Source organism: Luteimonas sp. MC1572 (assembly GCF_016615815.1).
Taxonomy (GTDB): domain Bacteria; phylum Pseudomonadota; class Gammaproteobacteria; order Xanthomonadales; family Xanthomonadaceae; genus Luteimonas.
On record NZ_CP067112.1, the window covers coordinates 1,229,859 to 1,256,581 of the forward strand.

General features: G+C 64.5%; 18 protein-coding genes and 1 pseudogene. 13 read left to right on the forward strand and 6 right to left on the reverse strand.

From position 1 onward, the window contains the following. Positions 1–12 precede the first annotated feature (12 nt). The 12 genes from JGR64_RS05595 (at position 13) to JGR64_RS05650 (ending at position 12,733) form a co-directional block, all read left to right on the forward strand. A complete protein-coding gene (locus JGR64_RS05595; RefSeq protein WP_233348394.1) occupies positions 13–1,029 on the forward strand; it encodes a glycosyltransferase family 4 protein in 1,017 nt (338 codons plus the stop codon). After that, a complete protein-coding gene (gene asnB, locus JGR64_RS05600) occupies positions 1,030–2,979 on the forward strand; it encodes an asparagine synthase (glutamine-hydrolyzing) (protein WP_199375679.1) in 1,950 nt (649 codons plus the stop codon). Next, positions 2,979–4,019, forward strand: coding sequence for an EpsG family protein (locus tag JGR64_RS05605; RefSeq protein WP_199375681.1), 1,041 nt, complete (start codon positions 2,979–2,981; stop codon positions 4,017–4,019). The genes asnB and JGR64_RS05605 overlap by 1 nt, the downstream gene beginning before the upstream one ends. Positions 4,020–4,070: 51 nt before the next feature. Next, a complete protein-coding gene (rfbB, locus tag JGR64_RS05610) occupies positions 4,071–5,126 on the forward strand; it encodes a dTDP-glucose 4,6-dehydratase (protein ID WP_199375683.1) in 1,056 nt (351 codons plus the stop codon). Next, complete coding sequence (gene rfbA, locus JGR64_RS05615) at positions 5,123–6,010, forward strand: glucose-1-phosphate thymidylyltransferase RfbA (protein ID WP_200649758.1); 888 nt, start codon at positions 5,123–5,125, stop codon at positions 6,008–6,010. The genes rfbB and rfbA overlap by 4 nt, the downstream gene beginning before the upstream one ends. A 30-nt stretch (positions 6,011–6,040) precedes the next feature. Next, positions 6,041–7,189: a glycosyltransferase family 4 protein gene (locus JGR64_RS05620; RefSeq protein ID WP_199373200.1), complete on the forward strand. Its 1,149-nt coding sequence runs from the start codon at positions 6,041–6,043 to the stop codon at positions 7,187–7,189. Next, positions 7,186–7,662 carry a VanZ family protein gene (locus JGR64_RS05625; protein ID WP_199372427.1) on the forward strand — a complete coding sequence of 159 codons (477 nt, stop codon included), beginning with the start codon at positions 7,186–7,188 and terminating at the stop codon, positions 7,660–7,662. The genes JGR64_RS05620 and JGR64_RS05625 overlap by 4 nt, the downstream gene beginning before the upstream one ends. Positions 7,663–7,715: 53 nt before the next feature. Continuing rightward, the gene (locus JGR64_RS05630; protein WP_199372428.1) at positions 7,716–9,062 is read left to right on the forward strand and encodes a phosphomannomutase; all 1,347 of its coding nucleotides are present in this window, start codon (positions 7,716–7,718) and stop codon (positions 9,060–9,062) included. A 104-nt stretch (positions 9,063–9,166) separates the two neighbouring features. After that, a complete protein-coding gene (locus JGR64_RS13980; RefSeq protein ID WP_305067908.1) occupies positions 9,167–9,499 on the forward strand; it encodes an excalibur calcium-binding domain-containing protein in 333 nt (110 codons plus the stop codon). A gap of 91 nt (positions 9,500–9,590) precedes the next feature. After that, positions 9,591–10,418 (forward strand): hypothetical protein, encoded by an 828-nt coding sequence (locus JGR64_RS05640; RefSeq protein WP_234447007.1) that lies wholly within the window; start codon positions 9,591–9,593, stop codon positions 10,416–10,418. Continuing rightward, positions 10,415–11,938, forward strand: coding sequence for a DUF2779 domain-containing protein (locus JGR64_RS05645; RefSeq protein ID WP_199372431.1), 1,524 nt, complete (start codon positions 10,415–10,417; stop codon positions 11,936–11,938). Before JGR64_RS05640 ends, JGR64_RS05645 begins: the two co-directional genes overlap by 4 nt. Positions 11,939–11,944: 6 nt before the next feature. After that, on the forward strand, positions 11,945–12,733 hold the full coding sequence (locus tag JGR64_RS05650) for a PP2C family serine/threonine-protein phosphatase (RefSeq protein WP_199372432.1): 789 nt from the start codon (positions 11,945–11,947) through the stop codon (positions 12,731–12,733). Positions 12,734–13,080: 347 nt separating this feature from the next. On the opposite strand, the gene JGR64_RS05655 is transcribed toward JGR64_RS05650, so the two are convergent. From JGR64_RS05655 to JGR64_RS05680, 6 genes are all read right to left on the reverse strand, one after another. Next, complete coding sequence (locus JGR64_RS05655) at positions 13,081–14,616, reverse strand: hypothetical protein (protein ID WP_199372433.1); 1,536 nt, start codon at positions 14,614–14,616, stop codon at positions 13,081–13,083. Then, positions 14,613–16,847, reverse strand: a complete 2,235-nt coding sequence (locus tag JGR64_RS05660; protein WP_199372434.1) for a dynamin family protein — start codon at positions 16,845–16,847, stop codon at positions 14,613–14,615. Before JGR64_RS05660 ends, JGR64_RS05655 begins: the two co-directional genes overlap by 4 nt. 2 nt (positions 16,848–16,849) lie before the next feature. Next, positions 16,850–18,598 (reverse strand): dynamin family protein, encoded by a 1,749-nt coding sequence (locus JGR64_RS05665; protein WP_199372435.1) that lies wholly within the window; start codon positions 18,596–18,598, stop codon positions 16,850–16,852. Between the two features lie 393 nt (positions 18,599–18,991). Next, on the reverse strand, positions 18,992–19,816 hold the full coding sequence (locus tag JGR64_RS05670) for a CHAP domain-containing protein (protein WP_199372436.1): 825 nt from the start codon (positions 19,814–19,816) through the stop codon (positions 18,992–18,994). Between the two features lie 5 nt (positions 19,817–19,821). Next, a complete protein-coding gene (locus tag JGR64_RS13985; protein WP_199372437.1) occupies positions 19,822–23,442 on the reverse strand; it encodes a patatin-like phospholipase family protein in 3,621 nt (1,206 codons plus the stop codon). 10 nt (positions 23,443–23,452) lie between these two features. Next, complete coding sequence (locus JGR64_RS05680; RefSeq protein WP_199372438.1) at positions 23,453–24,355, reverse strand: hypothetical protein; 903 nt, start codon at positions 24,353–24,355, stop codon at positions 23,453–23,455. Between the two features lie 377 nt (positions 24,356–24,732). Between JGR64_RS05680 and JGR64_RS05685 the strand changes: the two are divergent. Then, positions 24,733–24,960: pseudogene (locus JGR64_RS05685) on the forward strand (IS3 family transposase); the annotation flags it as partial. Between the last annotated feature and the right edge of the window lie 1,763 nt (positions 24,961–26,723).

The window sequence follows — 26,723 nt, forward strand, 5'->3', positions numbered from 1 at the left end:
AGCCGCCTTCGGATGATGCAGTACGTGCCTGCACTCCGCGATGCAGGTATCGAGGTGGAGGTGTCGCCGTTGCTCGGCGATTCCTACGTGGAGGCCTTGTACGGCGGTTCGGTGGCGGTAGGGTCGGTCGCTCGCGCGTACGCGAGCCGGGTCAGGCGCACGCGTACGCTGGCGAACTTCGACGTGGTCTGGCTCGAAAAGGAGGCTTGGCCGTGGCTTCCGCACTGTGTCGAGCTTCCCCTGCTTGGTCGCAAGACCCGGCTCGCGGTCGACTACGACGATGCGGTCTTTCACCGCTACGATATGCATCGCCTTCCGCCTGTCCGCGCACTGCTGCGTAGCAAGATTGACGCGATCATGCGCCGCGCTCAGTTGGTGACCGCTGGCAACGCCTATCTGGGCGACCGCGCCCGCGCCGCCGGCTGTGCCCGGGTGGAACAGGTGCCGACTGTGATCGACCTCGAGCGCTATCTGCCGTCTTCGCCGCGGCCCACAACAGGGCCCGTGGTGGTCGGCTGGATCGGCTCACCATCGACGGCAGGCTATCTGCAGGCGGTTTCCGCTGCGCTCCTGCCGCTGCAGGAGGAGGGGCTGGTCCGCTGTGTTGCCATCGGCGCGCGGCCTGACCAGGTGGTGGGTACGCCGTTCGAAGCGCGTGCTTGGCGCGAGGACACCGAGGTGGCCGAGCTGCACGACATCGACATCGGCATCATGCCGCTGGCCGATGGCCCGTGGGAGCGCGGCAAGTGTGGCTACAAGCTCATCCAGTACATGGCCTGCGGGCTGCCGGTGGTGGCATCGCCGGTCGGCGTCAACCTCGACATCGTGCAGGCAGGGGAAAACGGCGAGCTGGCCGGCACGACCGCGGAATGGGAACAGGTGCTGCGGCGACTGGTCGCGGACCCCGCGCTCAGACAGGCCATGGGTGCGAACGGAAGGCGGTGCGTGGAAGGGGTCTATTCGGTGCAGGCGCAAGCCCCGCGCTTGGTCGACATGTTTCAGTCATTGACGGCAGGGGGCGGTCAGTAAATGTGTGGATTCACGGGGTTCTGGGCACGAAGTTCTGCGGGAGGCGACATCGCGGCGATCGCTACAACGATGGCCGATCACATCCGCCACCGCGGGCCGGATGACGGCGGCGCGTGGGCTGACACCGAAACAGGCATCGCCATCGCGCACCGTCGCCTGTCGATCCTCGACCTGTCGCCTGCCGGGCACCAGCCGATGGCCTCGGCGAGTGGCCGCTGGGTGCTCGCCTACAATGGCGAGGTCTACAACCACCTCGAACTGCGCAAGCGCCTCGAAGCCGAAGGGGCCGCGCCGGCGTGGCGCGGCCATTCCGACACCGAAACCCTGCTGGCCGCGATCGAGGCTTGGGGCGTCGATGACACCATCAAGCGCAGCGTCGGCATGTTCGCGCTCGCCCTCTGGGATCGGCAGGACCGCACGCTGTGGCTGGCGCGCGACCGCATTGGCGAGAAGCCGCTGTACTACGGCTGGCAGGGCGACACCTTCCTGTTTGGATCCGAGCTGAAGGCTCTGCGTGCGCATCCCGTGTTCAATGCCGCGATCGATCGCGGAGCCGTGGCCATGTTGCTGCGCCACAACTACATCCCCGCGCCGTACTCGATCTACCAGGGCATCCACAAGTTGCCGCCGGGGACCTGGCTGCGGCTGGGTTCGGGCGAGCGCGACGTGGAACCAGTGGCTTACTGGTCGCTGGCGGCGGTCGCAGAGCGCGGCATGGCCCATCCGTTTGAAGGTTCCGAAGCAGACGCGCTCGACGCGCTGGAACGGCATCTTGGCAACGCAGTGCGCGGACAGATGGTGGCGGACGTGCCGCTGGGGGCGTTGCTGTCCGGCGGTATTGATTCCACCGTGATCGCTGCACTGATGCAGGCCAGCAGCTCGCGGCCGGTGCGCACCTTCACCATTGGCTTTGACGAGAAGCAGTACGACGAAGCGACCCACGCACGCGCAGTGGCTGCGCATCTCGGCACCGATCACACCGAGCTGCGCCTGAGCGGCGATGACGCGCTGGCACTGGTCCCACGGATGCCCGCGATGTACGACGAGCCTTTTGCCGACTCATCGCAGCTGCCCACCCACCTAGTGATGAAGCTGGCGCGACAGCACGTGACCGTGGCGCTATCCGGCGATGCGGGTGATGAAATGTTTGGCGGCTACAACCGCTATTTCCTTGGACCGAAGACGTGGGATCGGATCCGCTGGATGCCGCCAGTGCTGCGCCGCGCGTTTGGCGCAGCTCTGACCGCGCTGCCTGCGACCACGGTGAACAGGATGTTCGGCCCAGTTGCGGGCCGCGCCGGCATTGCGTTGCCGGGCGACAAGGCACACAAGCTGGGCGCGCGCCTGACAGGCGTGCGCAGCCTCGACGACCTGTATGTCTCGCTGGTGTCGGAATGGCCCGATCCGGCCGGCACGGCGGTGGGCGGCCACATGCCGCCCAACCTGCTCGACGACCGCTTGCGCTGGCCGAAACTTGGAGACCCGGTGGCGCGGATGATGGCGCTCGACGGCCTGACTTACTTGCCCGACGACATCCTGGTGAAGGTCGACCGAGCCTCGATGGCGGTGTCACTGGAAACGCGCGCGCCGTTCCTCGACCGCGACGTGATGGAGTTCGCATGGTCGCTGCCGATGCACATGAAGCTGCGCAATGGCAAGGGAAAGTGGCTGCTGCGTCAGCTGGTAGACCGACATGTGCCGCGCGCGTTGATGGAGCGGCCGAAGATGGGCTTCGGCATTCCTTTGGACCAGTGGTTGCGTGGACCCTTGCGTGAGTGGGGCGAAACCTTGCTGGCCGAAGACCGGCTCAAGCGCGAAGGCTACTTTGATCCGGCGCCGATCCGTGCGACTTGGCTGCGGCACCAGCGGGGCGAGGGGTCGTTCGGTTACCGGTTGTGGGCCGTGCTGATGTTCCAGGCGTGGCTGGAACAAGAAGGCGGCAACGCCTGATGTGGCCGTTCTGGCTGATGTTCCTGATTCCGGCCTTCGGCGTGCTGGTGCCGCGCAGCTTGCCCGCCAGGCAGGCGCGCGTGATGTGGTGGATCGTCGGCCTGCTGTTCGCACTGATGATCGGGCTGCGCCATGAAGTTGGCGGAGACTGGTTTAACTACCTGCCGCACTTCCAGCACGCTGCGGACCTCAGCTTTGCGGAAGCGGCCGCCATGGGCGACCCGGGCCACTATGTGTTGAATCGCTTTGTCGCCGGACTCGGCGGCAGCATCTATACCGTGAACCTGATCTACGGAGCGGTGTTGATGGTCGGTACGGTGGTTTTCTGTCGGCGACAGCCCAATCCCTGGCTCGCGCTGCTGGTCGCGGTACCGTACATGTTGATCGTGGTGGGCATGGGATACACGCGGCAATCGGTCGCGCTCGGTTTCGCGTTGATCGGTTTGGTTGCGCTGGGCGAGCATCGAGTCAGGACTTTCGTAGTCCTCGTTGCCCTGGGCGCGCTGTTCCATAAGTCTGCTGTGCTGCTATTGCCCATCGCCGCTCTTGCATCCAGCCGTAACCGCTGGTTGACGGCCGCGATGATGTTGGTGTCCACCGGCTTGATGTACTACCTGTTGCTGGCCGATAGCGCCGAGACGCTTTGGGCAAACTACGTCGAAGCCGACATGCAATCGCAGGGCGGCGCGATCCGTGTGGTCATGAACGCGCTGCCGGCAGCCTTGATGATCGTATTCCGGAAACAGCTTGCCCCCGAACTCGGCGAGCGCAAACTTTGGGTTTGGGTCGCGATATTCGCATTGCTCTGCGTGCCGCTTGTGGGGATCGCCTCGACCGCGGTGGACCGCGTGGCGCTGTACTTGATTCCATTGCAACTGTACGTATTCGCAAGGCTGCCACGCTTGGCCACGACCACCCGCGCCCGCACCGCGATCGTTGTTGGAATTCTTGGCTATTACGGGGTTGTGCAGTTCGTCTGGCTGAATTTTGCTACGCATGCGCCGTACTGGGTGCCGTACCAGTTCATGCCGCTGACATAGACGAGCCGGATGCTGGTCCGACTCATGGAGAACACGAATCATGGAGAACATATGACTACCTGGCTTGTCACCGGCGGCGCCGGTTTCATTGGCGGAAATTTCGTGCTCGAGGCCGTCGCGGCCGGCGTGCGCGTCGTCAACCTCGACGTCCTCACCTATGCCGGCAACCTCGACACGCTGGCGTCGCTCGACGACAACCCCGCACACACCTTCGTCCAGGGTGACATCGGCGACGGCGCGCTGGTCGCGCGCCTGCTCGCCGAGCACCGGCCCGACGCGGTGGTCAATTTCGCCGCGGAAAGCCACGTCGACCGCTCGATCGACGGCCCGGCCGCCTTCGTGCAGACGAATGTCGTCGGCACGCTGGCGCTGCTGGAAGCGGTGCGTGATTACTGGAAGGCGCTCGACGGCCCGGCGAAGGACGCGTTCCGCTTCCTGCACGTCTCCACCGACGAGGTCTACGGCACGCTGGGCGACACGGGGCTCTTCACCGAAACCACGCCGTACGCGCCCAACTCGCCGTACTCGGCGTCCAAGGCCGCGTCCGACCACCTGGTGCGCGCCTTCCACCACACCTACGGGCTGCCAGTGCTGACCACCAACTGCAGCAACAACTACGGGCCGTACCACTTCCCCGAGAAGCTGATCCCGCTGGTGATCGCCAAGGCGCTGGCCGGCGAACCGCTGCCGGTGTACGGCGATGGCAAGCAGGTGCGCGACTGGCTGTTCGTGACCGACCACTGCGAGGCGATCCGCACGGTGCTGGCCAAGGGCCGCGTGGGGGAGACGTACAACGTCGGCGGCAATGCCGAGAAGCAGAACATCGAGGTGGTGAAGACCATCTGCGCGCTGCTCGACCAGCGCCGCCCGCGCGCGGACGGCGAGCCGCGTGAATCGCAGATCGCCTATGTCGCCGACCGCCCCGGGCACGACCGCCGCTATGCGATCGATGCTTCCAAGCTGCGGGACGAACTGGGCTGGACGCCTGCCTACAGCTTCGAGCGCGGCATCGCCGAAACGGTCGACTGGTACCTCGACAACCAGCCTTGGGTGCAGCGCGTGCTCGACGGCAGCTACCGCCTCGAGCGCATCGGGGCCGCGGCATGACGTCGCGCCGCGGCATCATCCTGGCCGGCGGTTCCGGCACCCGGCTGTATCCGATCACCCAGGCGATCAGCAAGCAGCTGCTGCCGGTGTACGACAAGCCGATGATCTACTACCCGCTGAGCGCGCTGATGCTCGCCGGGATCCGCGAGGTGCTGATCATCAACACCCCGCACGAGCAGGCGCTGTTCCAGCAGTTGCTCGGTGACGGCTCGCAGTGGGGCATGGACATCCACTACGCGGTGCAGCCGAGCCCGGACGGGCTGGCGCAGGCCTACCTGATCGGCCGCGACTTCGTCGGCGGCAAGCCGAGCTGCCTGGTGCTGGGCGACAACATCTTCCATGGCCACGGCTTCACCGAGGTCCTGAAGCGCGCCGACGCGCGCCAGCACGGCGCCACGGTGTTCGGTTACTGGGTGAGCGATCCGGAGCGCTACGGCGTGGCCGATTTCGACGCCGACGGCAAGGTCGTGGGACTGGAGGAGAAGCCGGCCAAGCCGCGTTCCAACTACGCAGTCACCGGGCTGTACTTCTACGACGGCCGCGCGAGCGATTTCGCGGCGTCGCTCACGCCGTCTGCGCGTGGCGAGCTGGAGATCACCGACCTCAACCGCTGCTACCTCGACGAGGGCGCCCTGCACATGGAGCAGCTGGGGCGCGGCTATGCCTGGCTCGACACCGGCACCCACCAGTCGCTGATCGAGGCCTCGAACTTCATCGAGACCGTCGAGGCGCGCCAGGGCCTGCGCGTGTGCTGCCCCGAGGAGATCTCCTGGTCCAACGGCTGGATCGACGATGCCGACCTCGAGCGCCTCGCCGCGCCGCTGGCCAAGAACGGCTATGGCCAGTACCTGCTGTCGCTGGCCAAGCGCGGAGTGGTGTCGTGACGATGGAGCGTGTCTGACATGGCGCACGCGATGCCGCGTGCGTCACACAAGATCGTGCTGTTCGCGAACACCGACTGGTACCTCTACAACTTCCGCCGCTCGCTGGCGCTGGCGTTGCAGGCGCACGGCTACGAGCTGCTGCTGATCTCGCCCCCCGGCCCGTACGGCGAGAAGCTGCGCGCCCTCGGCCTGCGCTGGGAACCTGTGCCGATGGACCGCCGCAGCCTCAACCCGCTGCGCGAGGCGAAGTTGCTGGCGTGGCTGGTATCGCTGTTCCGCCGGGAGCGCCCGGCGGTGGTGCACGGCTTCACCATCAAGTGCGCGGTGTACGGGTCGCTGGCCGCGCGCCTGGCCGGCGTGCCGGCGCGGGTCAACGCCGTGGCCGGCATGGGCTACGTGTTCACCAGCAACGACACCAAGGCCCGCGTGCTGCGCCCGCTGGTGCGTGCGTTGCTGCGTACCGCGCTGGATGGCGGCAATGCGCGGCTGGTGCTGCAGAACCCGGATGACGTAGCGCTGTTTGAAGCCGCGCGGCTCGTGGATCGCGAGCATGTCCGCCTCATTCCTGGTTCCGGTGTGGACTGCTCGCGCTTTGTGGCACGCCAAGGCCAGCGCGATTCAACGCGTCCGCTGCGCGTGCTGCTGGCCGCGCGCCTGCTGTGGGACAAGGGTCTGGCGGAATTCGTGGAGGCCGCGCGGCGACTACAGGGCGAAGGCAGGGCGATCGAATTCCTGCTGGCCGGCGACCCCGACCCGGGAAATCCCGCCGCGGTGCCGGAAGCCACCGTGCGCGCGTGGGCGGACGAGGGCGTGGTGCAGTGGCTGGGTCACGTCGATGACATGGCGGCGCTGTTCGCGTCGGTCGATGTGGTGGTGCTGCCCAGCTATCGCGAAGGCCTGCCGAAGGGATTGATCGAGGCCGCCGCCTGCGCGCTGCCGCTGGTCACCACCGACGTGCCCGGCTGCCGGGAAGTGGTGAGCGACGGTGTCGACGGCCTGCTGGTGCCGGTGCGCGATGCCGCGGCGCTGGCTGCGGCCATCGCGCGGCTGCACGATGATCCCGAGCTGGCCGCACGCTTCGGAAAGGCCGCGCGTGCCAAGGCGCTGGCGGAGTTCGACGAGAAGATCGTCATCGACCGCACCCTGGCCGTGTATCGCGAATTGCTGCCCACGCCATGACCGGCGCCGATGTGCTGCTGGCGGTCCTGGCGCTGGGCGTGGCGATGCTGCTCGCCCGCGGCAGCCATCCGGTGGTGGCGGCGTTGCTGGTCGCGTCCGCGCTGGCGGTGTCGGCGATGTTGTTCCTCCCCACCGCGATGCTGGGAGACTGGCTCGGCATGGACCGAGTGCATCGCTTGTACGGCCTGACACGCGACACGCCGCTGGACCCGCCGGAGTGGATCCACCTCTTCGCATTCGCCTGGCTGGGCCTGCTGGTCTGGCTGGCGCGCAAGGACGTGCGCAACGGGTGGGGCGTGCTGCTGGTCGCGGCCTTCGGCGTGGCCGCGGAGCTGTCGCAATGGCTGACGGATGGGCGGCAGCCGAAGCTTGAAGATGCGGCGTTGAATGTTCTTGGCGGGTTGGCCGGGGTTCTGCTCGCGTGGATCGGCTGCTCGCTGATGGCAGCCTGGGGCCGTCGAAGCGGTCGCTGATGCGACAGCATCCACCGGTATGATCCGTGTCCCCGCACCGCTGGAGCACGCCCGTGTCATCGAAAGCATTCAAGGCCTACGACATCCGCGGCCGCGTGCCCGACGAACTCGATGAAGCCCTGGCCATGCGCATCGGCGCGGCCACTTCGGAACTGCTTGGCCCTGGTGCGGTCGTTGTGGGGCACGACATCCGCCTGAGCAGCCCGTCGCTGCAGGCGTCCCTGGCGCAGGGTCTGCGCGAAGCTGGCCGCGAGGTCATCGACATCGGCCTCTGCGGCACCGAGGAGGTCTATTTCCAGACCGATCACCTGGGTGCGGCCGGTGGCGTGATGGTGACCGCCAGCCACAATCCCATGGACTACAACGGCCTGAAGCTGGTGCGCGAGAACGCGCGGCCGATCAGCGCCGACACCGGCCTGTTCACCATCCGCGACCGTGCGCTGTCCGATGACTTCACCCCGGGGCAGGGCACCGGCGGCAGTCGCGCGATGACCGACAAGTCGGCGTACATCGCGCACCTGCTGACCTACGTGGCGGGCGTTGCGCTGAAGCCGCTGAAGATCGTCAGCAATCCGGGCAACGGCGGCGCCGGCACGGTCATCGACCTGCTGGCGCCGCACCTGCCGTTCGAGTTCGTGCGCGTGCAGCACGAGCCGGATGGCACCTTTCCCAACGGCATCCCGAACCCGCTGCTGCCCGACGCGCGTGCCGCCACCGCCGACGCGGTGAAGGCGCATGGCGCCGACTTCGGCATCGCCTGGGACGGCGACTTCGACCGCTGCTTCTTCTTCGACCACACCGGCCGCTTCATCGAGGGCTATTACCTGGTCGGGCTGCTGGCCAAGGCGCTGCTGGCGCGCAGCCCGGGCGGCAAGGTGGTGCACGACCCGCGGCTGCTGTGGAACACGGTGGAGATGGTGCGCGAGGCCGGCGGCACGCCGGTGCTGTGCAAGAGCGGCCACGCCTTCATCAAGGAGAAGATGCGCGCCGAAGACGCGCTCTACGGCGGCGAGATGAGCGCGCACCATTATTTCCGCGAGTTCGCGTACGCCGACTCCGGGATGATCCCTTGGCTGCTGATCGCGGCGCTGGTGTCGACGAGCGGCCTGTCGCTGGCGGAGCTGGTGGAAGACCGGATGGCGAAGTTCCCGTGCAGCGGCGAGATCAACTTCACCGTGGCGGATGCAGCGGCCTCGATCGCGGCGGTGCTGGCGCATTTCAGTGCGTTGCAGCCGGAGCTGGATTACACGGATGGGTTGTCGGCGGATTTCGGGGATTGGCGTTTCAATCTGCGCAGCTCGAATACGGAGCCGTTGATCCGGTTGAACATCGAGACGCGAGGGGATGAGGAGTTGCTGCGGGAGAAGGTGGGGGAGATCAGTGGGTTGTTGATGGCGTGAGGGTGGGAGGGTAGGTGTCAGCTTGAGGGTGCGGCGTTGAACGTCGTGGGTGGATTGGCAGGTGGCGAACCTTGGGGGAGGGAATGCCTGTGTTGAAACAGATGATGCTTTGCACGCTGCTGCTGGCCGCAGGCCCCGTTGCCGCGCATAGCGGTGGCCTCAACAGCGAGGGCTGCCACACCAATCGCAGCACTGGCGAGTACCACTGCCATCGCGGCCCGGCGCGTACGGCCGCGCCTGCACCGCCTGCGGCGCAACGTTTTGCGCCCGCCAACTCGGCGCCCGCTGGCGCTGCGGCTGGAACACGACCCTTTGTGAACTGCGACGCGGCCCGGGCAGCCGGGGCTGCGCCGGTGCGGCGTGGTGATCCTGGTTATGGGACGCATCTGGATCGTGACAGCGATGGGGTTGGGTGCGAGCCGTACCGAGGAAGGTAGTCGTGGTGGCTTTTTCAGCCGTCTCGGGTTTTGAGACGGATATCGGAGACTCTGGCGAAATGGGGAAGGGGAGAGTTGAATGAGCAGGACGATGGCCGACGCGTTGATCCGCAACCTGAAGTTGCTCAATGCGAAGGAGCGGGATCATTTGATGCGCTTTGCGTACCTGGGGGAGGACGCCGACTACGCGAGTGCTTCGACCTTCCTGTCAGCGCACTGCAACTCGCTCCTGCGGGAGCACGCGCTGGACATGGGGCTGTCGGCGTCGGCACGGTGCGTCTTTGCCGGCATGGACTACCACCTGGACTGGCTGTTCGCCGCCTTGTGGACTGCAAAGACTTCGACCGCCTGGATGCCACAGGGCGAGCATCCCGCCCCGGTGCCGATGGCACCGCACGAGGGGGTGGAGGGTGTCGATCCGCTGTACACGGACTTTCGGCCGGTTACCGGCTCGCAGGAGGACGTGGACCTGTTGGTGGTCTACGACGATGGCGAGAAGCTGGCCATGCTGTTCATCGAGGCCAAGGGCATCGCCGAGTTCAATGAGGTGCAGTTGGCGCGCAAGTTGATCCGCCTGGACCGCATTCTCGACGCGTCTGGAGTGAAGGCTGCCGAAGAGCGCTCAGTGGAATTCCGACTCATCCTGGCATCGCCGAAGCGGCCGAGATTCTCCTGTTGCTTCACCGAGATGATGGAGCGTTTCGAGGGAGACACTGGCAAGCCCGACCGCTTGGCCATGCGCAATGCCCTTGAAATCCATCGCGGCGGCATCGGTATGGGTATGCACTACCTGAGGCTTTCCGGCTTTCCCCAGGGGACGTATGCGGTCAAACGCATGCGCGACAAGGGCGCAGGCGGCGCGGCGCCGGCCACCGCAACTTCGCCGTACACGCACTGGGAACTGAAGGTGCGGGCTTGATCGGCCGCCACCTCTCTAAATCGCGCATCCAGTCCGGTCGCCAATGCCACAAGCGGCTGTGGCTCGAGCTGCATGAACCCGAGGCCTCGCAGTGGACGCCAGCGGCACAGGCGCGACTGGACGAGGGCACCCGCTTCGGTGACCTTGCGCGCGACCTGCTTGGCGGCGGGGTGTTGATCGCCGCCGACCATCGGCACGTGAACGAGGCCCTGGCCGAGACGGTCGCGCTGTTGGCGCTGCCACGCGAGCAGGCGCCGATGCTGTTCGAGCCGGCGTTCTCGCACGAGGGCGTGCGCGTCCGCGTCGACGCCTTCCAGCGTCACGATGACGGCGACACCCTGATCGAGGTCAAGTCCACGACGTCGGTGAAGCCGGAGCACCTGTGGGACTGCGCCATCCAGACCTGGGTCGCCCGAGGCACGGGGCGCAATGTCTCGCGCATTGTTCATGGGCACGTGGACAGGGCGTTCGTGTACGAGACGGAAGGCGACTATCGCGGCCTGCTGAAGCTGGTCGATGTGACCAGCGAGGTCGAGGCCCTGGTGCCGCGGATCCCGGACATCGTTGAAGCGCTCAAGCAAGTTGCGGCCGGCCCGCTGCCGCTGTTGCAGACCGGCGGCCATTGCTCCGAGCCCTACGAATGTCCGTTCCTGGCGCACTGCCGCGCGGCAGAGCCGCCCGGCCCCGCGTTTCCGGTTGACCTGCTCCCTCGCTCGCGCGACCTGGCAGGCCGGCTGGTCGAGGCGGGTTATGTCGATCTGTGTGACGTCCCGGACGATGCGCTGGGCAACCCGGTGCATCGCCGTGTGGCTGCGGCCACGCGAAGCGGGGAGGCGTTTGTCTCCGGCGAACTGCAGGGCCTTCTGGCCGATATCGCGTATCCGCGCGCCTATCTGGACTTCGAGACGATCAGCTTCGTGGTGCCGCGTTGGCTGGGGACACGCCCGTTCCAGCAATTGCCGTTCCAGTTCTCGTGCCACACGGAGTCATCCGACGGCAGCTTCCGGCACGATGCCTTCCTCGACGTGTCCGGGCGATCACCCCTGCGCGATCTCGTCGACGCGATCGTGAAAGTCACCGCAGGTGCGCAGGCGGTGCTCGTCTGGAACAAGGGCTTCGAGGGCGCCCGCCTGCGTGAACTGGCTGGCATGTTCCCCGCGCACGCGGCGGACCTGCGGGGCATCGTGGACCGGATGGTCGATCTCTTGCCGATCTATCGCCGGCACTACTATCACCGCGACATGCGCGGATCCTGGTCGATCAAGGCGGTGCTGCCGACGATCGCCCCGGACCTCGACTACGCGGACCTGGGCGTTGCAGATGGCGGCGCCGCACAGAGCGCCTACCTGGAGGCCTGCGCCCCGGGCACACACGAGGACGATCGCGAGCGGCTGCGTACGCAGTTGCTGGCCTACTGCGCGCGCGACACCTGGGCCATGGTGCGACTGGAGCACGCGTTCGACATGGTCAGCGCGGCTCCGGACTTTCCCCGCGAGCACCAGCCCGTGCCGACTCCGTAAGGCGCCATGCAGCCCGTTCTCTACTTTGAAGCGGCGGCCGCGACCGATCCCGGCTGGCGGTTCAATGAAAACCAGGATGCCGTGCTGCTGGGCGCGCAGCTGCTGTTGGGGGCCACGACCCGGTCGCTGCCCGCATGCGAAGCACTGCTGGTGGCCGTGGCCGACGGTCTGGCGCACGCACCGTGTGCGTCACGTGCGAGCTGCATGGTGCTCGAGGAGCTCGTCAAAGTCGCGGGCGACCGCATCACCGGCAACGCGGCGCGCGTCATCCAGCGTCGCATGACCTCCGCGGTTGCGGGCACCCGTTGCGAAGGGATGGCGTCGACTTTGGCGGCTGTGCAGTTCACCCAGGACGAGGTGCGCGTGCTGTCCGTGGGCGACACGCGTGTCTACCTGTGGCGGGACCAGAACCTGCGCCAGCTCACGGTTGACCACACGATTGCCAACCGCATGGTGCGCGAGGGGGATCTCACGGCGGAGCAGGCTGCCGTGGCTGGCAGCCTGTACGAAGATCTGGATAGCGCGCTGGTCGCATCCGGGATTGAGGATGTGTTTGACGTTTTCTTTACCGCGCTTGCGCCTCGGGCCGGGGACTTGTGGCTGTGTGTCAGCGACGGTGTTCATGGTGCATTGACGGATAGCGGGATTGCGGAGATGTTGGCAACGAAAGATGCTGCACCTGAAAACATCGTGGCGTTGCTTGTAGAAATCGCGAAGGCCAACACACGGTTGGACGACAACTTAAGCGCTGTTGCAGTACGCGTGATGCCTTCAGCCAATGCCACATTCCGCTGAATGACATCGAAGGGATTCACGACCTTGGTTGGTTCTACGAAGGAGTTCGAATGGCGTTTCCAATACCTCCCCAGACCTTCCTGTGCGCTTCCGCGTGCGGTTGGAGGTTGACGACACCCGACCAGGTCGGCGATTGCCGGGCAGAGGGCATCGACTCCTTTCTGCGTTGCCCGAAATGCGGCAGTCAGGTCCGGTCGAGAAACGCCACTCCGCTGGAGGTCATCGGTGCCCGGATGAAGCGGACATGGCGTCGGCGGGGATCGCTTCGCTGACCGCAGAGCTACTTTGAGGGAGTGGTCATCAGGCCCGCCGGTACGTCCACGGCGCCACTTCACGCTTTTTGGCGGCTAATTGAGTGCGTCAGTTTCGCCGTCGACCAGGGCCATGTCCACTGCGTCGAAGAATGCGGCCCGAAGTCTGGACGATTCATCCAGGCAGGCCTTCAGTTCATCGGTCTGCAGATCCTTCCTGAGCGTGCGAAGGCCCTTGCTGATCTCCTTGGCAACGTCTTCTCCACCGATCGCAAGCGATCTCAGTTCGAGCCGGTTCGCGGCCTTGCTTTTCGCTACTCGTGAAGCGATGTCTGCGCGGATCGCCGTGTCGTACATGTCAAACACCTGTGCAACATGCCCCCGAAGGTGCTCAACCGCGTCGCGACGCATGTTCTGGCTTGCGAGGAATGCCGTCAGGCTCGCACCGCGGAATGCGCGCTCCTCTTTTCGGATCGAGCTGTAGGCAGATACGCCCGAATAAGAGATGGAGTTGTCCTGAAGCACGCCTTCCACCTCGTCCAGAATAGACTCGATGTCATCATCCGACCTGAGCTCGGCCTTGCTCAGCACTATCTGAATCGGGACTTGTTCGACTCCCAGGGAATGCAGGAAGTCCAAGTCCGAGTCGGGCATGGTCCCATTGGCGTCGAGGCCGACGACCCAGATGAGGGCGTCGGCCTGCCGCGAGTAATCGAGCGCCGTCTGCTTATCGCTCCTCGTGTACTCGCCTGCAGTCGTCGGAGGGTTATATCCCGGGGTGTCGACAAAGCAGATGTGTTCGACGTGCTTATGGTCCATCGGTACGCCTACGCTCATGAACGGCAGGATCGCCTTGAGGTCGAATCCGAACGAGTTGATGAACGCGTGGGAGAATCCGCGATAGGTGGCTTGATCGAGCGTGATGAAACCGCCGTTGGCTGGATAGCCCCGGATGGCCGGCTTGGGTATCGATAGTACGTAGCTGGGTATAGCAGTTACAGGCTGGATGCCCACCGGGAGGCGGATGGCGTCGTCGCGAATGAAGCTGTTGATGAAAGCCGATTTCCCGCTACTGAAACCGCCTGCCACGCCGATGATGGTTCTCTGGAAGACATCGGGGTAGTTGGTACGGAATGCCAGCTCACGCTCTATCGAATGCAGCATCGCTTGTGCCTTCGCTTCAGCTCCCAGCGACGACTCGCTTTCGGCGAACTGCATGTAGTCGTTGGTCAGGAGTTCGTGAAATCGCGCCAGCCCGCGGTTTGATCGGGGTCTGACCGCCAGGATGTCAGTGACCAGCCGGAAGCGGGACCAGGTTTCCCCATGCGTACGAACGAGCTCCTCATGTTGGCTTGAGAGGCTTTCAAGCGCCTGCTTCTTGGAGGTGAGCTTTGGCCGAAGACGGGCAAGCTCTCCACTGCTCTGTTGAAACTCCTCGGCCATCGCATCGGCTCGCGTTGTGGCATCAACTGCCAGGCGGCGAAGCGCTTCAGCCTCCTGCCAGAACTGCGCCTGGCGTGCATCCAGCTCTTCGATAACCTCGCCGCTCAGACGGCGTCTGTTCCATACGAACATCCGGCCCAGCCTGGTGATGGCGTCCCGGAGGGACGGCGTGAGCAGCGCGTCCGTCATAGCGCTTCCAGTTCTTGGACCATACGATCCAGGCGTTGCTTGGTCAGCTCCCGGTGTTCGATCTGCTGTTCCAGGTCCTCGATGCGGGCAAGCACGTCAGTCACAAACTGATCGGAAATCGAGTCGGGAATTGCATCACGCAGTTCGTCCGTGAATGTGCTGATCTGACGTGACGCATCTGACTTGAGTTCTGCAAGGCAGTTCGTGGCGCTTTCGATGAATCTCTCCGCCTCGGTACCCTGCAACGTAGTGTCGTTCCGCAGGCTTTTCACCGATGTTGCGTCCAGCGAAAAGGTGTGGGACGGGAGCCTGGCGACAATGCTTCGCAGCGAGCGGATAACGATCGCCAGCTCGATCTCATCCCCAAGGGTGCGGCTCACCGCGTCTGCCAGTGCGCGTGTCAACTTCTTCTTGTGTTCTACGGTGACTTCGCTGGACTCCGCCTGCAACGCCTCCTTCGTAGTCCGTGCGAAGTTGATGATATCGCCCTTGATCTGGTTCGGATAAAGCCATTTGATACTCTTGCGTGTCGTTTGACGGCCGCCGTTCCAGAGGTTGCGCGCCACCCAGTTGAACGCACCGGGCGTTTCGGTGGTGATCTCTTGAGTCTTGTCTTCTGGATTGTACGCGACCGCCCCGTATGCAACTTTCAAGGCATTGCTCAGTGCCTTCTTGAGTGCCGAGCTCTGTGCCTTCCGGTACTCCAACTTCCATTCTTCCAGGCACGAGTCCAGGTCGTACTCAAACGTAGTCGCCTTGTCGGACAAGCTCCGCTTTTGTTTCCTGAGGGATGCCAGGTCTGTCGCCGTGATCTGCTCCCGTTTCTGCCTGGCGAGTTGAATCAGGGCGACACCCAGCTCATCAAGGGCTTGCCTCTTGGCTGCTGTCAGTTGTTCGATCCGACTCTCGACGATGGACTGCTTGCGGTAGCGGACTTCTTCGATCAGTGCCCTAACTTCAGCGGTATTGGCCAACAACTCGAGTTGCGCACGAGAGCGGTCGGGATCTTCCAGGTCGAAGAACTCGCGGTAAGTGCCGTGAAGGTTGTTCCAGGCGGCCTGCTCGGACCCGTCCCAGCGTTCGGGGCCGGCAAGTTTTGCAGCCAGGCTGTGGCAGATGCCCGACGTGTGAAGGACGCGCTTGCCCCCTTGCTCGATGAGCTTGTCGAAGGTGCTGCCCACTTCCGGATTGGTGGTCTTCAGCCTGCGGAGCGTTGACACCATATGCTCGGCCAAGTGTGCATTGATGGACTCGAGCGACTGCCTGGGCGTGTCCCGGCGGGTGTCTTCACCGTGCATCTGGCTGTCGATCTGGCTGGCAATGACTGCAATTTCCTGGATGCCTTCACTGCGCGTGATGCGCCCCATCATTTGCAGATCCTGCTCGCTGAGGAACTGGCCGGCAGGGCTCACGATGAAGACCACATCACACTCGGAAAGAAGCGCGGTGGTGCGCTCTTCGCGCGATTGGACCGGGTCGTTAAGTCCCGGGGTGTCCGTGATGCGAATGTCACGGAGGGAATCCAGGGGCAGAAAGATGTCGACGCTCTTGGTCAGTGCCGTGTAACGGCCGTCGGCGCCGACGAAGTCCTTGAGCTGCTCCGACAGATCCTCGAGATTCGCCGCGTGGATGGTTGCCAATTCGGCCAGCGCTTTTTCGCTGACGCGCGTCTTGCGCATTCGCTCGTGTTGATCATGGGCTGCCATAAGCGCGGCATCCGCCCGCATGGCGCGCAAGGCCTCCCGCTCGACCTGTTCTGAGAAGCGTTGTTCGTCGACCACCTGTCCTGTTCGCTGTTGGCGGTCCCGTAGCGTTTTCGCTGTGCGCTCACACGTGTCTTTCAACAAGGCATCGAATTGCGCTGCCTTCTCGCTGATGTCCTTGCGATCTGCGGGGGTATAGAACTGGACCTGGGCGCTGAACGTATCGCCATGCGTGAGCGTGGTCAGGGCTGCAGTCATCGGGGTGGCGGCCTTGGGAAGGATGCTCTGCCCGTTGAAGATCAATGCGTTCAACAGTGACGATTTGCCAGCCTTGACCCGTCCGACGATCCCGATCTGTAGCAGTCTGTTCTCATCCACAAGCTGGGCGAAAGCATGGGAGAGTTCGGTGCTGCGGCTCACCCCGAGCCTGGAAAGCAGCAGGTTCGCATCCCGACCGACCAGGTCCGAGTTTCTATCGACGCACTGTTCGATGGCGCGATTGATCGCAACAAGATCTTCGAGATTCATGGTCAGGTCGCCCGAAACAGTGCGCCGCTGCTGAGCCGCCCCAGCTCACGCCTGATCTCTTCCAGCGACTGCAGCCGGAGCCCAACTCGCTCGCTGTCGGACTGGTGTCTGCACGTGTGCGCATCAATCACCTCCTTCTGCCGGGCGATGTTCCCTTCAAACGTCTCGCATACCTGGCTGACCAGGCTGTCGAGCTGTTGCTTCAGCAGGTCGCCCAGCTGCATCCGAAGCTGCCTCTGGACCGACGGAATGACCTCATGAATCACCATGTCCCGAATGCGAGTCTTCTGTTGGTGGGAACGAATGAACGAGAGCACCTCAGGCAGGAAGATGATCGCAAGTTCCACCAAGGGGGCAACAACGTTTGTCGTGACGGCAAGCACGGTGGCGAGGCCGCGATAGGCGTTGATCTTGGTCGTACTTGGAGCCTTCTCGCGATCTGTCCTGTCTTCGAGTTGTCGGGCATTGTGCTCAGCCAGCGACTCACTCCAGCGGTTCAGAGTCGAAGTGGCGCTCTGCATCGAATCGGTGACACGGGTGGATATCGACTGCACCCAGTCGCCGTCCGCGCCGTCGCCTACGGACGGAATATCCAGCTTCTCCAGGCTCCTCGCGAACTCGTCGACGATGTCGCGGCTGAAGTCATTGACCTCGCGTTTGACAACCCTGCTGGCGGCGCTGCGGATGATCTCGCTGACGCACTTGGAGAATGGCTCTTCGCCATTCTGGGCTGCATGGATCAGCTCGTCCTGTGCATTCCTGAGGTCGCCCGCCACCTCGGAGAGGCACCGGTCGACGATCGGATCAAGTCGTCGCTCCCTTAGGTCTTCGACCATTTCGTTGCGCCGGGCTTCGAGCTTTCTCAGACCGGCCTCGAGTTCCCTGACCACGCGGCGATTCTCTGCCTCATCCCGCTGCAGCGAGGCTTCGGCCACATTGATCTGCTCCAGTGCGTCGTAAACGATGCCTTTGAGACGGCTTTCGTAGAGATTGGTGATGATGAGGTCCGGATCCAGGCGTTCCAGCACGGGGGCGAGCGCTTCGTAACCATCGATGCCGGCCTGGACGAGTCGATGGCGATCGCCGAAGCTGGCGTTGATCTGTTCTTGGACAAGCGCCGCTACCGAGTTAACCTCTTCGATTGAACGCAGATTGGTCTTGCTCAGGACGAAGGTTAAGCCCCGGTCGTAGGTATGCAGGTCGTCGAGGTGACGCATCACCGATTGCGTGATGGTTCCGCTTTCGCTGTTGGTAAGGACAACGAAGTGGGCTCCTCGGGGCAGGTAGTAGGAGATCGCCTGGTTGTGTCGCGCCAGGGTCGAGTCGAAACCCGGCATGTCGACCAGCGTGAGCGGTGCGATGGACTTCAGCCTGGGGTTGTCCAGGTAGAGCTGCAGGTGGGTGAACTCCCCGGCCCGCGACTTGATGCTCTTCAGGTCCCCGATTTCCAGTTGCTCGCTGCGGCCGTCAGGCCGGAAAGCGAGCAGGACATTCTCCTCGCCATAGCGAATCTCTGTCGCCAGTTCGGTCTCAGGAGTGATTCCGACGCCCAGTACTGACTCCCCCATGAAGGAATTGAGGAGATTGCTCTTGCCGGCGCTGAAAGGACCGATAACCGGGACCAGCAGTTGCGCCCCTTGGATTTCGTCCCCGAGGGTGTCTAGACCCTCCACTTGGACAGGTGATTCGGCCAGCAGCGTCTGTAGTGCTGTAACGAATCGTGTGTAAGTGCCGCGAACATCCTGTGTCATGTATCCCCCTGTTTGATTGCAATGCCTGTCGCCGGAACTTGTCGCCCGGGCGAGTCAACGCGGTTGGTGGTTTGTGGCCGCACGCAGCCCGGATGCAACCTCGAGCGCCGCAAGCCGCGACATGCACGAGCACGCGCGTGCGCGTGCGCGGGCTCGGCTGCTTGTGCCGCGCCACGTCCAATAGCGTCAATTCTTTTCCCCGCACTGGGGCCAATGAAGACCGCGCAATGATTTTCCCTGGAGTTTCGTCTGGCTTCCCTGAGGACTCCCCGTTCCCAGAGTCCTTGCTTCCTTCTGCAGGGAAGCAGAACTTGTGCCAGTCCAGCGGGGGCTTTGGTCCGCGAACGGAACGCGCGTTCGTGCGTGGCGGCGATATGGCGCGCCCCGTCCCCCTCACACCGCGCTGTAATCAATAAACCCCTTGTTGACCCCCGCGATCTTCCGCGCGTCCCGCTGGAACACGCCGATGCCATCCCGCGAGCCGCCGTCGTTGGTATTGCCCTCGATCGTCGTCAGCCGGCCGTTCGCGACTTCCAGCACCAGCCCGGTGTGGCCTTTCCCGCCGCCGTAATCCATCACGAACAGCTGGCCCGGCTGCACAAGGCCCGGGTCGTTGACTGCGGCCGCGTGGGTGATTCGCTTCGCCCCGCGGTTGTCCCGGGCGCGGTTCCAGTGATCGAGTACGCCAGCCGTGCGCACGTGGGGATTCGCACAGCCAAGCCGCCGCGCGGCGGTGTCGAAGCAGAAGTACGTGAACGCCACGCACCAGGCGTAGCTGCCGCGGCCGGGTCGCAGGCCCACGGCCTGCAGGTAGAGGTCGACTTCGGGGCCGCGGTTCGAACCCAGCGGTTTTTCGAGCACGCCGATCTGCCGGCGTGCCACGTCCAGCACCTCGCCCAGGAGGCGCGACGGCGGGAGGGCGTTTGCGGGCGTGGTGTCTTCGCCGAACATCGCGCCCCAGGTGAGGCTGCCGATCTTGCCGTCGACCACCAGCGGTTGGCCGGTGGCATCGGTGTAGCGGGCCTGGAACAGCTTGGCCGCGCGCTCGGTGTGGTCGCGGTCGAAGGTGCCGTTGATGCGCAGCGGGCCGCAGCCGGTGAAGTTGAGCCGCTCCTGTACCAGCTTGACGATGGCGCTGTCGGCTTCGCCGGCCTTGATCACGCGTCCCGGAAAAGCCGGACGCGAGGTCCATCCCGGGGGAAGGGAGTTGAAGGGCATGGTGGCTACCTCGCTCGTGTGGCTGCGGTCCCGGGCGATGCCACGGTGCGCGGGGGAATCCAGAGTTCGAAGGTGTCGGGGGTGCCGAAGTCGATCGGCTGCATGCGCACGGCGTCGCCCATGGCGGCCCGGGCACGCGCCACGCAGGCCGGGCTGGTGCTGGCGGGATAAACGACGGCCGTGCGCGTCCAGACGAAGGGTGGGGCGGTGCCCTTGCGGCTGGCGGTATCGACCACGTTGTCGACCGTGCGCGGCGGCGCGCCCAGCTCCCGGGCCAGGCGTGCGCCTTCGGCCTGCGCGTACGGGATGCTTTCGGCGTCGTAGGCGTGCAGGAACAGGCGGACGTTGTCGGCGCAGCGGGAAAGCGGTGCGCGCGGTGCGGCCGGCGCGGCGGCGAGCGTATCTGTCGGAGCGGGCGGCGGTGGCGCGGGAGCGGCTGCTACACGGTCCTCCCAGGCTTGAGTGGAAGCGTTGTCCGCAGCCTGGGGCGCGGCAGCATATGCCGCCGCAACTGCGGCTTGATCTTCCGCCTGGGCCGCCGCCTGCGCGGCTGCCTGCATCTCGGCCGTCTGTGCCGCCTGCGCCGCCGCCACTGCAGCCGCCGCGGCCGCGGATGCCTCGACGGCCGCCGCCCCTGCAGGCGCCATCTCAGCCACGCGCGCGGCATTGCGCGCGGCCACCCGCTCGTCATAGGCGAAGCGCTTGTCCGCGAACCAGTAGTCGTAATACGGCTCGGGCCTGTACTTCACCAGCGGCGCGACCTTGCGGTGCAGGGCCAGGCACTGCGAGGCGTCACCGGCATCCGCCAGCGAATCGCAGCGCGCAGCGAGCCGGTCAAGCACCACCTGGTAGCGACCGTCTTCGCGCAGCGCGGAACCGTTTGCGACCTGGGCGAATTCCTCTTCAAGCAGCGCTTCCACCGGTTCGCGCTGGATCTTCTGGCTGAGCGCGAGCGCCTGTTCCTCGTACAGCCGCTGGGCGCTGCGATTGGCTTCGCGGTACTGCTCGACGCCCTGCCACGCCGCCACCAGCAGGCTGAGCGACAGGCCGGCGCCCAGGGTGGCGCGAACGGTCAGGCCGGCGCGCTTGCTGCGATCGCTTTTCGCCAGGGCCAGCGCCGACGCGGTGGACTGCTTTTCGGCGTCTTCCAGGCTTGACGTGGCGAGCTTGTTGGAGCGCACGACGGCCAGCGCGTCGGCGATCAGCGCCGGGGTGACCGCTTCGCCCATGAGCAGGCCGAGCTGGTGGTAGCTCTCCCACTGCGCTTCGTCGAAGAACTGGTCGCCGGTGGTCTGCTGCGGGAAGTCGGGGGCGCGGTCGGCATAGGCGACCATGTCGAAGGGCATGGCGTCCAGGCGGCGCGGCTTCACCACCAGCAGAGCGCCGGTGCTGCCGTCGTCATAGGAGATCCGCCCCAGCACGAGCCACTGCGCGCCGAGCCCGGGCTGGATGGTTTCCGGCGTGCCGAGGATGACGTCCAGCGGCTCGGGCAGCGCGCCGGCGCCCGGGCGGATGAACTCGATCCTGGCGCAGTAGTCGATCTTGGCCTTGCGCACCAGGGATTCGAGGTCGGCGAAGAGGTACTTCGGGTCGGCGCCGCAGTCGGCGGCCACGATGACGGGCGCACGGCGCTTCAGCAGGGCGTGGATGCCGGTGTTGTCGAAATGCCCGCCGTCGGAGAGGTACCACACCGGGGAGGCGAGGCCGGGGAAGCGGGCGAGCGATTCGGCCACCACCGCGACGGGCTTGGGCGCCTTGGCCAGCAGCCAGTCCATGGGGCCCTTGGCGGCCTGCTTCACCAGCGATGGCATCCAGTAGCCGAGGCGGATGCCCGACATGAACAGCAGCGCGGCGAAGCCCGTGGAGGTGCGCGAGCCCATGCCGGTGCTGGCGGCCGCGCCCGAGATGGCGATCCATTGCGAGAGCTTCGCGCGCCGCGCGGCGCCCGTGTCGCCGTCCGGGAAGTTCGTGCCCAGTTCCACGCCGAGCGAACTGACCGCGATGGCCACGCCCTTGCGGTCGGCGTTGTAGAGGCCGGTACGGTCGTCGACGGACTGGTTGATGCAGCAGTTCACGAGATGGATGGGACCGCCGTATTCGTGCGGACGGTATTCGCCAAGGTCGATGTCGTCGCCCGGCACGGCTTCGGTGAGCGGCGCGATGCGGCTGGTGCGTTCGGGGCTGAGCGGATCCAGCGCGCATCCGCCGAAGCGCCCGCCGCCGTCCGGGCCGCAGTTGCCCGACGACACATAGGCGCGCTCGATGCGGGCGCGGTAGAAGTTGTGCAGCGAGGCGAGGTTGAGCAGGTCGTAGCTGCGCAGGGTCGCCAGGATGTAGAGCACGCAGACCGCGCAGGCCAGGACGAAATGGGGAAGCGGCGACTCGCGCCAGAGCTGGTGCCATTCCGCGCCCGGGCCCCAGTAGGCCAGCCGCATGTCCGCCGGAAAGATCAGCACGCTGAGCAGCGCGGTCCAGAGCACGGCGACCAGCAGGCCCAGGGCGATGCCGGTGAGGTTGAGGATGCGTTCGAGGTTGAGGCTCGGCCCCTTGCTGGTCGCCATCCAGCGCTGGAGCTCGGGCAGCACCAGCCGGCCGACCGCCGCGACCACCAGGATGGTGCCGCCGAGCCGGGTGACCGCGTGTTGCACGTCGCCGCTCCAGAACAGCCGGGTCAGCTGCCAGGTGGCCCAGTCCAGCAGCAGCAGCGCGATGGCGATCGCGAGCGCCCAGAGGCCGTAGGCCAGGCGCTTGGTCCGCAGCAGGCGCTGGGTCGAGGCCGGTATGCCGCGCAGCTGCTCCCTGGCGTGCGCGATGGCGGCGGTGACCGGCGCCAGCACCAGGAAGGCGAAGATGAGCTTCGCCGCGGCATGCGTACTGGTGTTGACGGCCGCGGCGGCATCCATGGCGGCCTTGCCCGAGAAGACGATGCATGCGGCCACGACGACGGTGATGAGCCCGATGCTGGTCACCGTGTGCGGGTCGCGCGTGTACCAGTAGGCGCAGACCTGGTGCACGCAGGCGAACAGCGGCAGCAGCAGCAGCCAGCCCCAGACGCTGGGCATGGTGCTGGCCAGTTCGTGGTTCCAGAAGGTGCCGGCGTGGAAGGGCGGGAACAGCGAGACCAGGAAGTGCGGCAGCAGCACCAGCGCGGCCATCGCGAGGATCAGGATGCCGATCTCCAGGTGGGTCGAGATGACGCCGCGCACGATGGACGCGGTGGCGAAGCCGAGGTCTTTCGCGCCGGCGGGCGTCAGGTAGCGGCCGTTGTTGCGCAGCCACCACAGCCACATCGAATGGTCGCTGGCGACGCCTTGTTCGACCTGCGCCGCACCGGTCTGGCTGCTGTACAGGCGCCCCAGGCTGGCGCCGAGATAGCCGCCGCCGGACACCGTCGAAAGATAGTCGAAGTGCTTGAGCAGGCCCGCGCGCGCGAGGCCCCGGACCAGGCCCAGGCAGAAGGTCGCGCTGCGGATGCCCCCGCCCGACAGTGCCAGGCCCCAGGGGCCAGGCGGGTCGTTGCTGACGCCGGCCTTCGCCCTGCGGCCGCCGACATGGTCTTCGAACTCGCGGCGCGCGTCCCTGCCCGCGTCGGTGCCGAAGACGCGGGGATCCTGTCCTGGTTGCATGCGGGCTGTCTCAGGGTTTCACGGCGTGGCGCTTGCGCGCCGGGAGTGCGGTGCGCACCGCGTCGTTGAAGCGCGTGGCGAGGGCATCGAAGCCGGTTTCGCCCGGGTGGATCTCGTCGTTCCAGAAGCCTTCGGCCATGGGGTCCACGCCGCCGAAGTCGACGATGCTGAAAAGTCCGTCGTAGCGTTGGGCCAGGGGCTTGAGGACCGAGTCGCGGAAGCCGTCCTCGAGGATCATGCGGGCGAACTCGCGGCCTTCGTCCTTGTTCTTCAGGACGTGCCGCATCGGTTCCCAGAGCCAGGGACCGACGTCGTCCTTCACCCAGGCGATGAGGCCGATGTTGGAGGGCGTCAGCTTTGCCGGACGGCCGACGTCGACGATGGGCACGTAGGGATGGCCAAGGACACGAAGCAGCGGGCGCTTGGCCTGGATTGCCTGCAGGCGGCCGAGCACGCGCACGTAGGCGTCGCTTACGCGATCGAGCAGCCTGGCGTCGCGGAAGATGGCGAAGGCCGCCGGAGCATCGATCCTGGGCGGCTTCGTACCGGGCGCGGTGGTCCACGCGCGGAAGGCGGCGGTGAGGCGTTCGGAGAGGCAGTCGTTGCCGCCGGCGCTCAGGCACACCAGGTCGAAGGGGTTGTTGGCCACGCGGTCGCCGACGCGATCGACTTCGCGTGAGCTGAAGAGGTTAGTGGCCAGCGCGCCGGGCTTGCCGATGATCATGCTGAAGCCGTTGATCCGGCGTGCGCTCTGGCGCGCGAGGTTGAGGTAGAGCGGGGTGCTGAACCAGGAATCGCCCCAGTAGAGGATGGCGGGGTGCGTTTCGAGGAACGCGTCGACGTTCTGCCGCTGCCTGCTGCCGTGCGGACCAATCGCTTTGCGCCAGAGTTCCCAGCTGGTGACCCATGACATGTGGTCGCTCATCGCCTCCCCTACCCGGATCTCATGCCTAGGTCCATATCGGGCAAACGGGCTTGCGGAAGCGGATCGGCCAGATTGCGGCGCATTGTCGTCACACGTCCTTCTCCGGACCAAGAAGACGTAGCTCGACAAACGTGATTCCTCAATTTGTGCCTCAACTTGCTGCTGCTCGGTTGGTTGCGCAACTGCATCACTCATGCGTCGGCGATTCATGACGGAAGCTCAACCTGCGCCGGAAGGCCAAGCAGCGGCTGAACAAGCGCGAACGCGTACCGCTGCGCGTGCCGCGCCTGCCAGACAACGTCTCTTCAGAGGACTTCATGGCCAACAGGCGCACCCGTGGCCGTCGATAACGTACGTTCAACGTAGTCGACGACTTCAACCGCGAGGCATTGAACATTGAGGTCTACACCTCGATCTCGTCTGCACGATTGATCCGCATCTTTGAACAGCTCAAGCGCGACCACGGCCCACTGCAGATCCTGTGCACCGACAACGGCCCCTCGTTGGTGGGCGGAATCTTCGTGCCGTGGGCCAAGCTCGACGGTATGGCGATCCGGTACATCCAACCTGGCAAACCCAACAGGAACGGCTAGCTCAAACGCTTCAACCGGACTGTCGGCGAGGAGGTTCCAGTACCAGCATCTATTCACCGGCGGCGACGGTGCGCGCGAGGCCTGTACTGGCAGGTACTCGAGCCCAACGAGTAGCATCCGCATGACTAGCTTGGCGACCTTACGCCAGTCGAGTATCGTCAAGTCGCCGCAGGTTCCAATTCTAGGGTCTGTTCGATGCGGGAGCATGCGATGACACCGCGAGCGCGATGAAGCGTTAGACGTCAGGTAGTGCTGTTTCCAAGGCGCTTCCAGACGCGTCTCGTCTAGGAAGAATGTCGTCTAGCCAGAGATCAATCTCATCAATAGTCTGTTCGCTCTCATAAATGGACGAGTGGAACAGCCCTGGTCTCCACCAAGGTGTCACAAGATCCGACACTGCTCTGAATTCCGACTTTGAAGGCCGTAGGGGGACATAAGAAACCAAGGTGCGCGAAACAAGTGATCTGACCGCGTCAGAAGGTCCATGACCGAAAAGTATGCTGACCCAGACTGAAGAGATCGTTGAAAGAACGAGCGCGGTTAACGTCCATATTATGAAGAAGTGTCGCATCACATAAACCCAGGAAGTCAGCGTCATATCTTCTAGGCTAAGATAAGATATGGCAGTCCCGATTATTGCGTAGAGAATCAATGCCACCGGGTGGAAGGCGAGGTGGGTTAGGTTTGCAAGTCCTTCCCCTAGCCCTAGGAGAGATATTGCTTCATCGTCACAACAGGAAAGGCAGAGTACTCTCGGCTTGCGCTTGAACGCTATTTGTTGGGACGAGCGATATTTTCGAGTTAGGGCGATCATAAGTAGTAGCGTTGCAGAGATTGCGAGAAAGGCGGCAACCATCATGCTTGGGGAGATCTGATTAAGCGGCCAGAAAAGATCGGGTAGGGGTGATTGTGGATGTAATAAGAGATCTATCGCTCGCTCGATTGAAGTGGCGCGTGCAAGGTATCTAGACTCCACGATTGCGGGAAGGAGCAAAAGAGTGATCGCGAGCAACAACCAGAATTTTAAGAAACTTGTTGACGCTCTCAGTTCCTGTGTCAGGAACGGCGTGTTAAGGCACACGATGCCCCGAACAGGGAAGGGGCCAGGGGTCCAAGCGGCTTCTCTGAAAGCGCTTGTCGAAAAATTCCCGCCGTGACTGTGGGCGACAATTAGCATTGGAGTGGTCTGGTTGGAGTCGGAATCTCTTTGAAATGCCTCCAAGAGAGCCTGCTTTGCTTTCTCTCTTGCTTTCGATCGGTTCCATGAGTGCCATATCACGCGCTCTGGATTCGAGACGTCGTAACCTCGATCCTCTAGTCTGCGAGTGAGTCGCTGATAGAATGTGGTGTCCCTGTCTGTCCATCTTGATCCGTCACTCCATGTGCCGTGCACAAGCACCAGTCTCAGTGGCCGCTTGTCCCCAACCGATGCGTTATTCTCCGACATCGTATTTTCCTTGTTGATCATTTTCGATTGCTGCTCATAGCATGGCGTTTGGATGGGGCTCGTAAGCCCGAGATCCATGAGCAGCGTGGGTGCCTCCTGCGTGACGTGTACTGAATTTGTGCGCCGTAGGAGTGTGCTGAACCACGAGTCTCCCAAGTAGAGGGTGGCCGGATGTTCGCTCAGGAATCAGTGCACGTTCTTTCGCTGTCTACTTCCCTGACGTCCCAGCGCATCGCGCCACTGCTCCCAACTAGTCACCAACGACATATGTTTGCCCTTGTACTGCTCCACTGTTGGAATTTGTGGCTGGTTGTAT

Bases quoted from the DNA above. Each gene is read 5' to 3' on its own strand.
- JGR64_RS13985 (WP_199372437.1), bottom strand. From the start codon at position 23,442: ATGCAACCAGGACAGGATCCCCGCGTCTTCGGCACCGACGCGGGCAGG.
- asnB (WP_199375679.1), top strand. From the start codon at position 1,030: ATGTGTGGATTCACGGGGTTCTGGGCACGAAGTTCTGCGGGAGGCGAC.
- JGR64_RS05640 (WP_234447007.1), top strand. From the start codon at position 9,591: ATGGCCGACGCGTTGATCCGCAACCTGAAGTTGCTCAATGCGAAGGAG.
- JGR64_RS05620 (WP_199373200.1), top strand. From the start codon at position 6,041: ATGCCGCGTGCGTCACACAAGATCGTGCTGTTCGCGAACACCGACTGG.
- rfbA (WP_200649758.1), top strand. From the start codon at position 5,123: ATGACGTCGCGCCGCGGCATCATCCTGGCCGGCGGTTCCGGCACCCGG.
- JGR64_RS05595 (WP_233348394.1), top strand. From the start codon at position 13: ATGATGCAGTACGTGCCTGCACTCCGCGATGCAGGTATCGAGGTGGAG.
- rfbB (WP_199375683.1), top strand. From the start codon at position 4,071: ATGACTACCTGGCTTGTCACCGGCGGCGCCGGTTTCATTGGCGGAAAT.
- JGR64_RS05680 (WP_199372438.1), bottom strand. From the start codon at position 24,355: ATGTCATGGGTCACCAGCTGGGAACTCTGGCGCAAAGCGATTGGTCCG.
- JGR64_RS05670 (WP_199372436.1), bottom strand. From the start codon at position 19,816: ATGCCCTTCAACTCCCTTCCCCCGGGATGGACCTCGCGTCCGGCTTTT.
- JGR64_RS05660 (WP_199372434.1), bottom strand. From the start codon at position 16,847: ATGAATCTCGAAGATCTTGTTGCGATCAATCGCGCCATCGAACAGTGC.
- JGR64_RS05625 (WP_199372427.1), top strand. From the start codon at position 7,186: ATGACCGGCGCCGATGTGCTGCTGGCGGTCCTGGCGCTGGGCGTGGCG.
- JGR64_RS05605 (WP_199375681.1), top strand. From the start codon at position 2,979: ATGTGGCCGTTCTGGCTGATGTTCCTGATTCCGGCCTTCGGCGTGCTG.
- JGR64_RS13980 (WP_305067908.1), top strand. From the start codon at position 9,167: ATGCTTTGCACGCTGCTGCTGGCCGCAGGCCCCGTTGCCGCGCATAGC.
- JGR64_RS05665 (WP_199372435.1), bottom strand. From the start codon at position 18,598: ATGACACAGGATGTTCGCGGCACTTACACACGATTCGTTACAGCACTA.
- JGR64_RS05655 (WP_199372433.1), bottom strand. From the start codon at position 14,616: ATGACGGACGCGCTGCTCACGCCGTCCCTCCGGGACGCCATCACCAGG.
- JGR64_RS05650 (WP_199372432.1), top strand. From the start codon at position 11,945: ATGCAGCCCGTTCTCTACTTTGAAGCGGCGGCCGCGACCGATCCCGGC.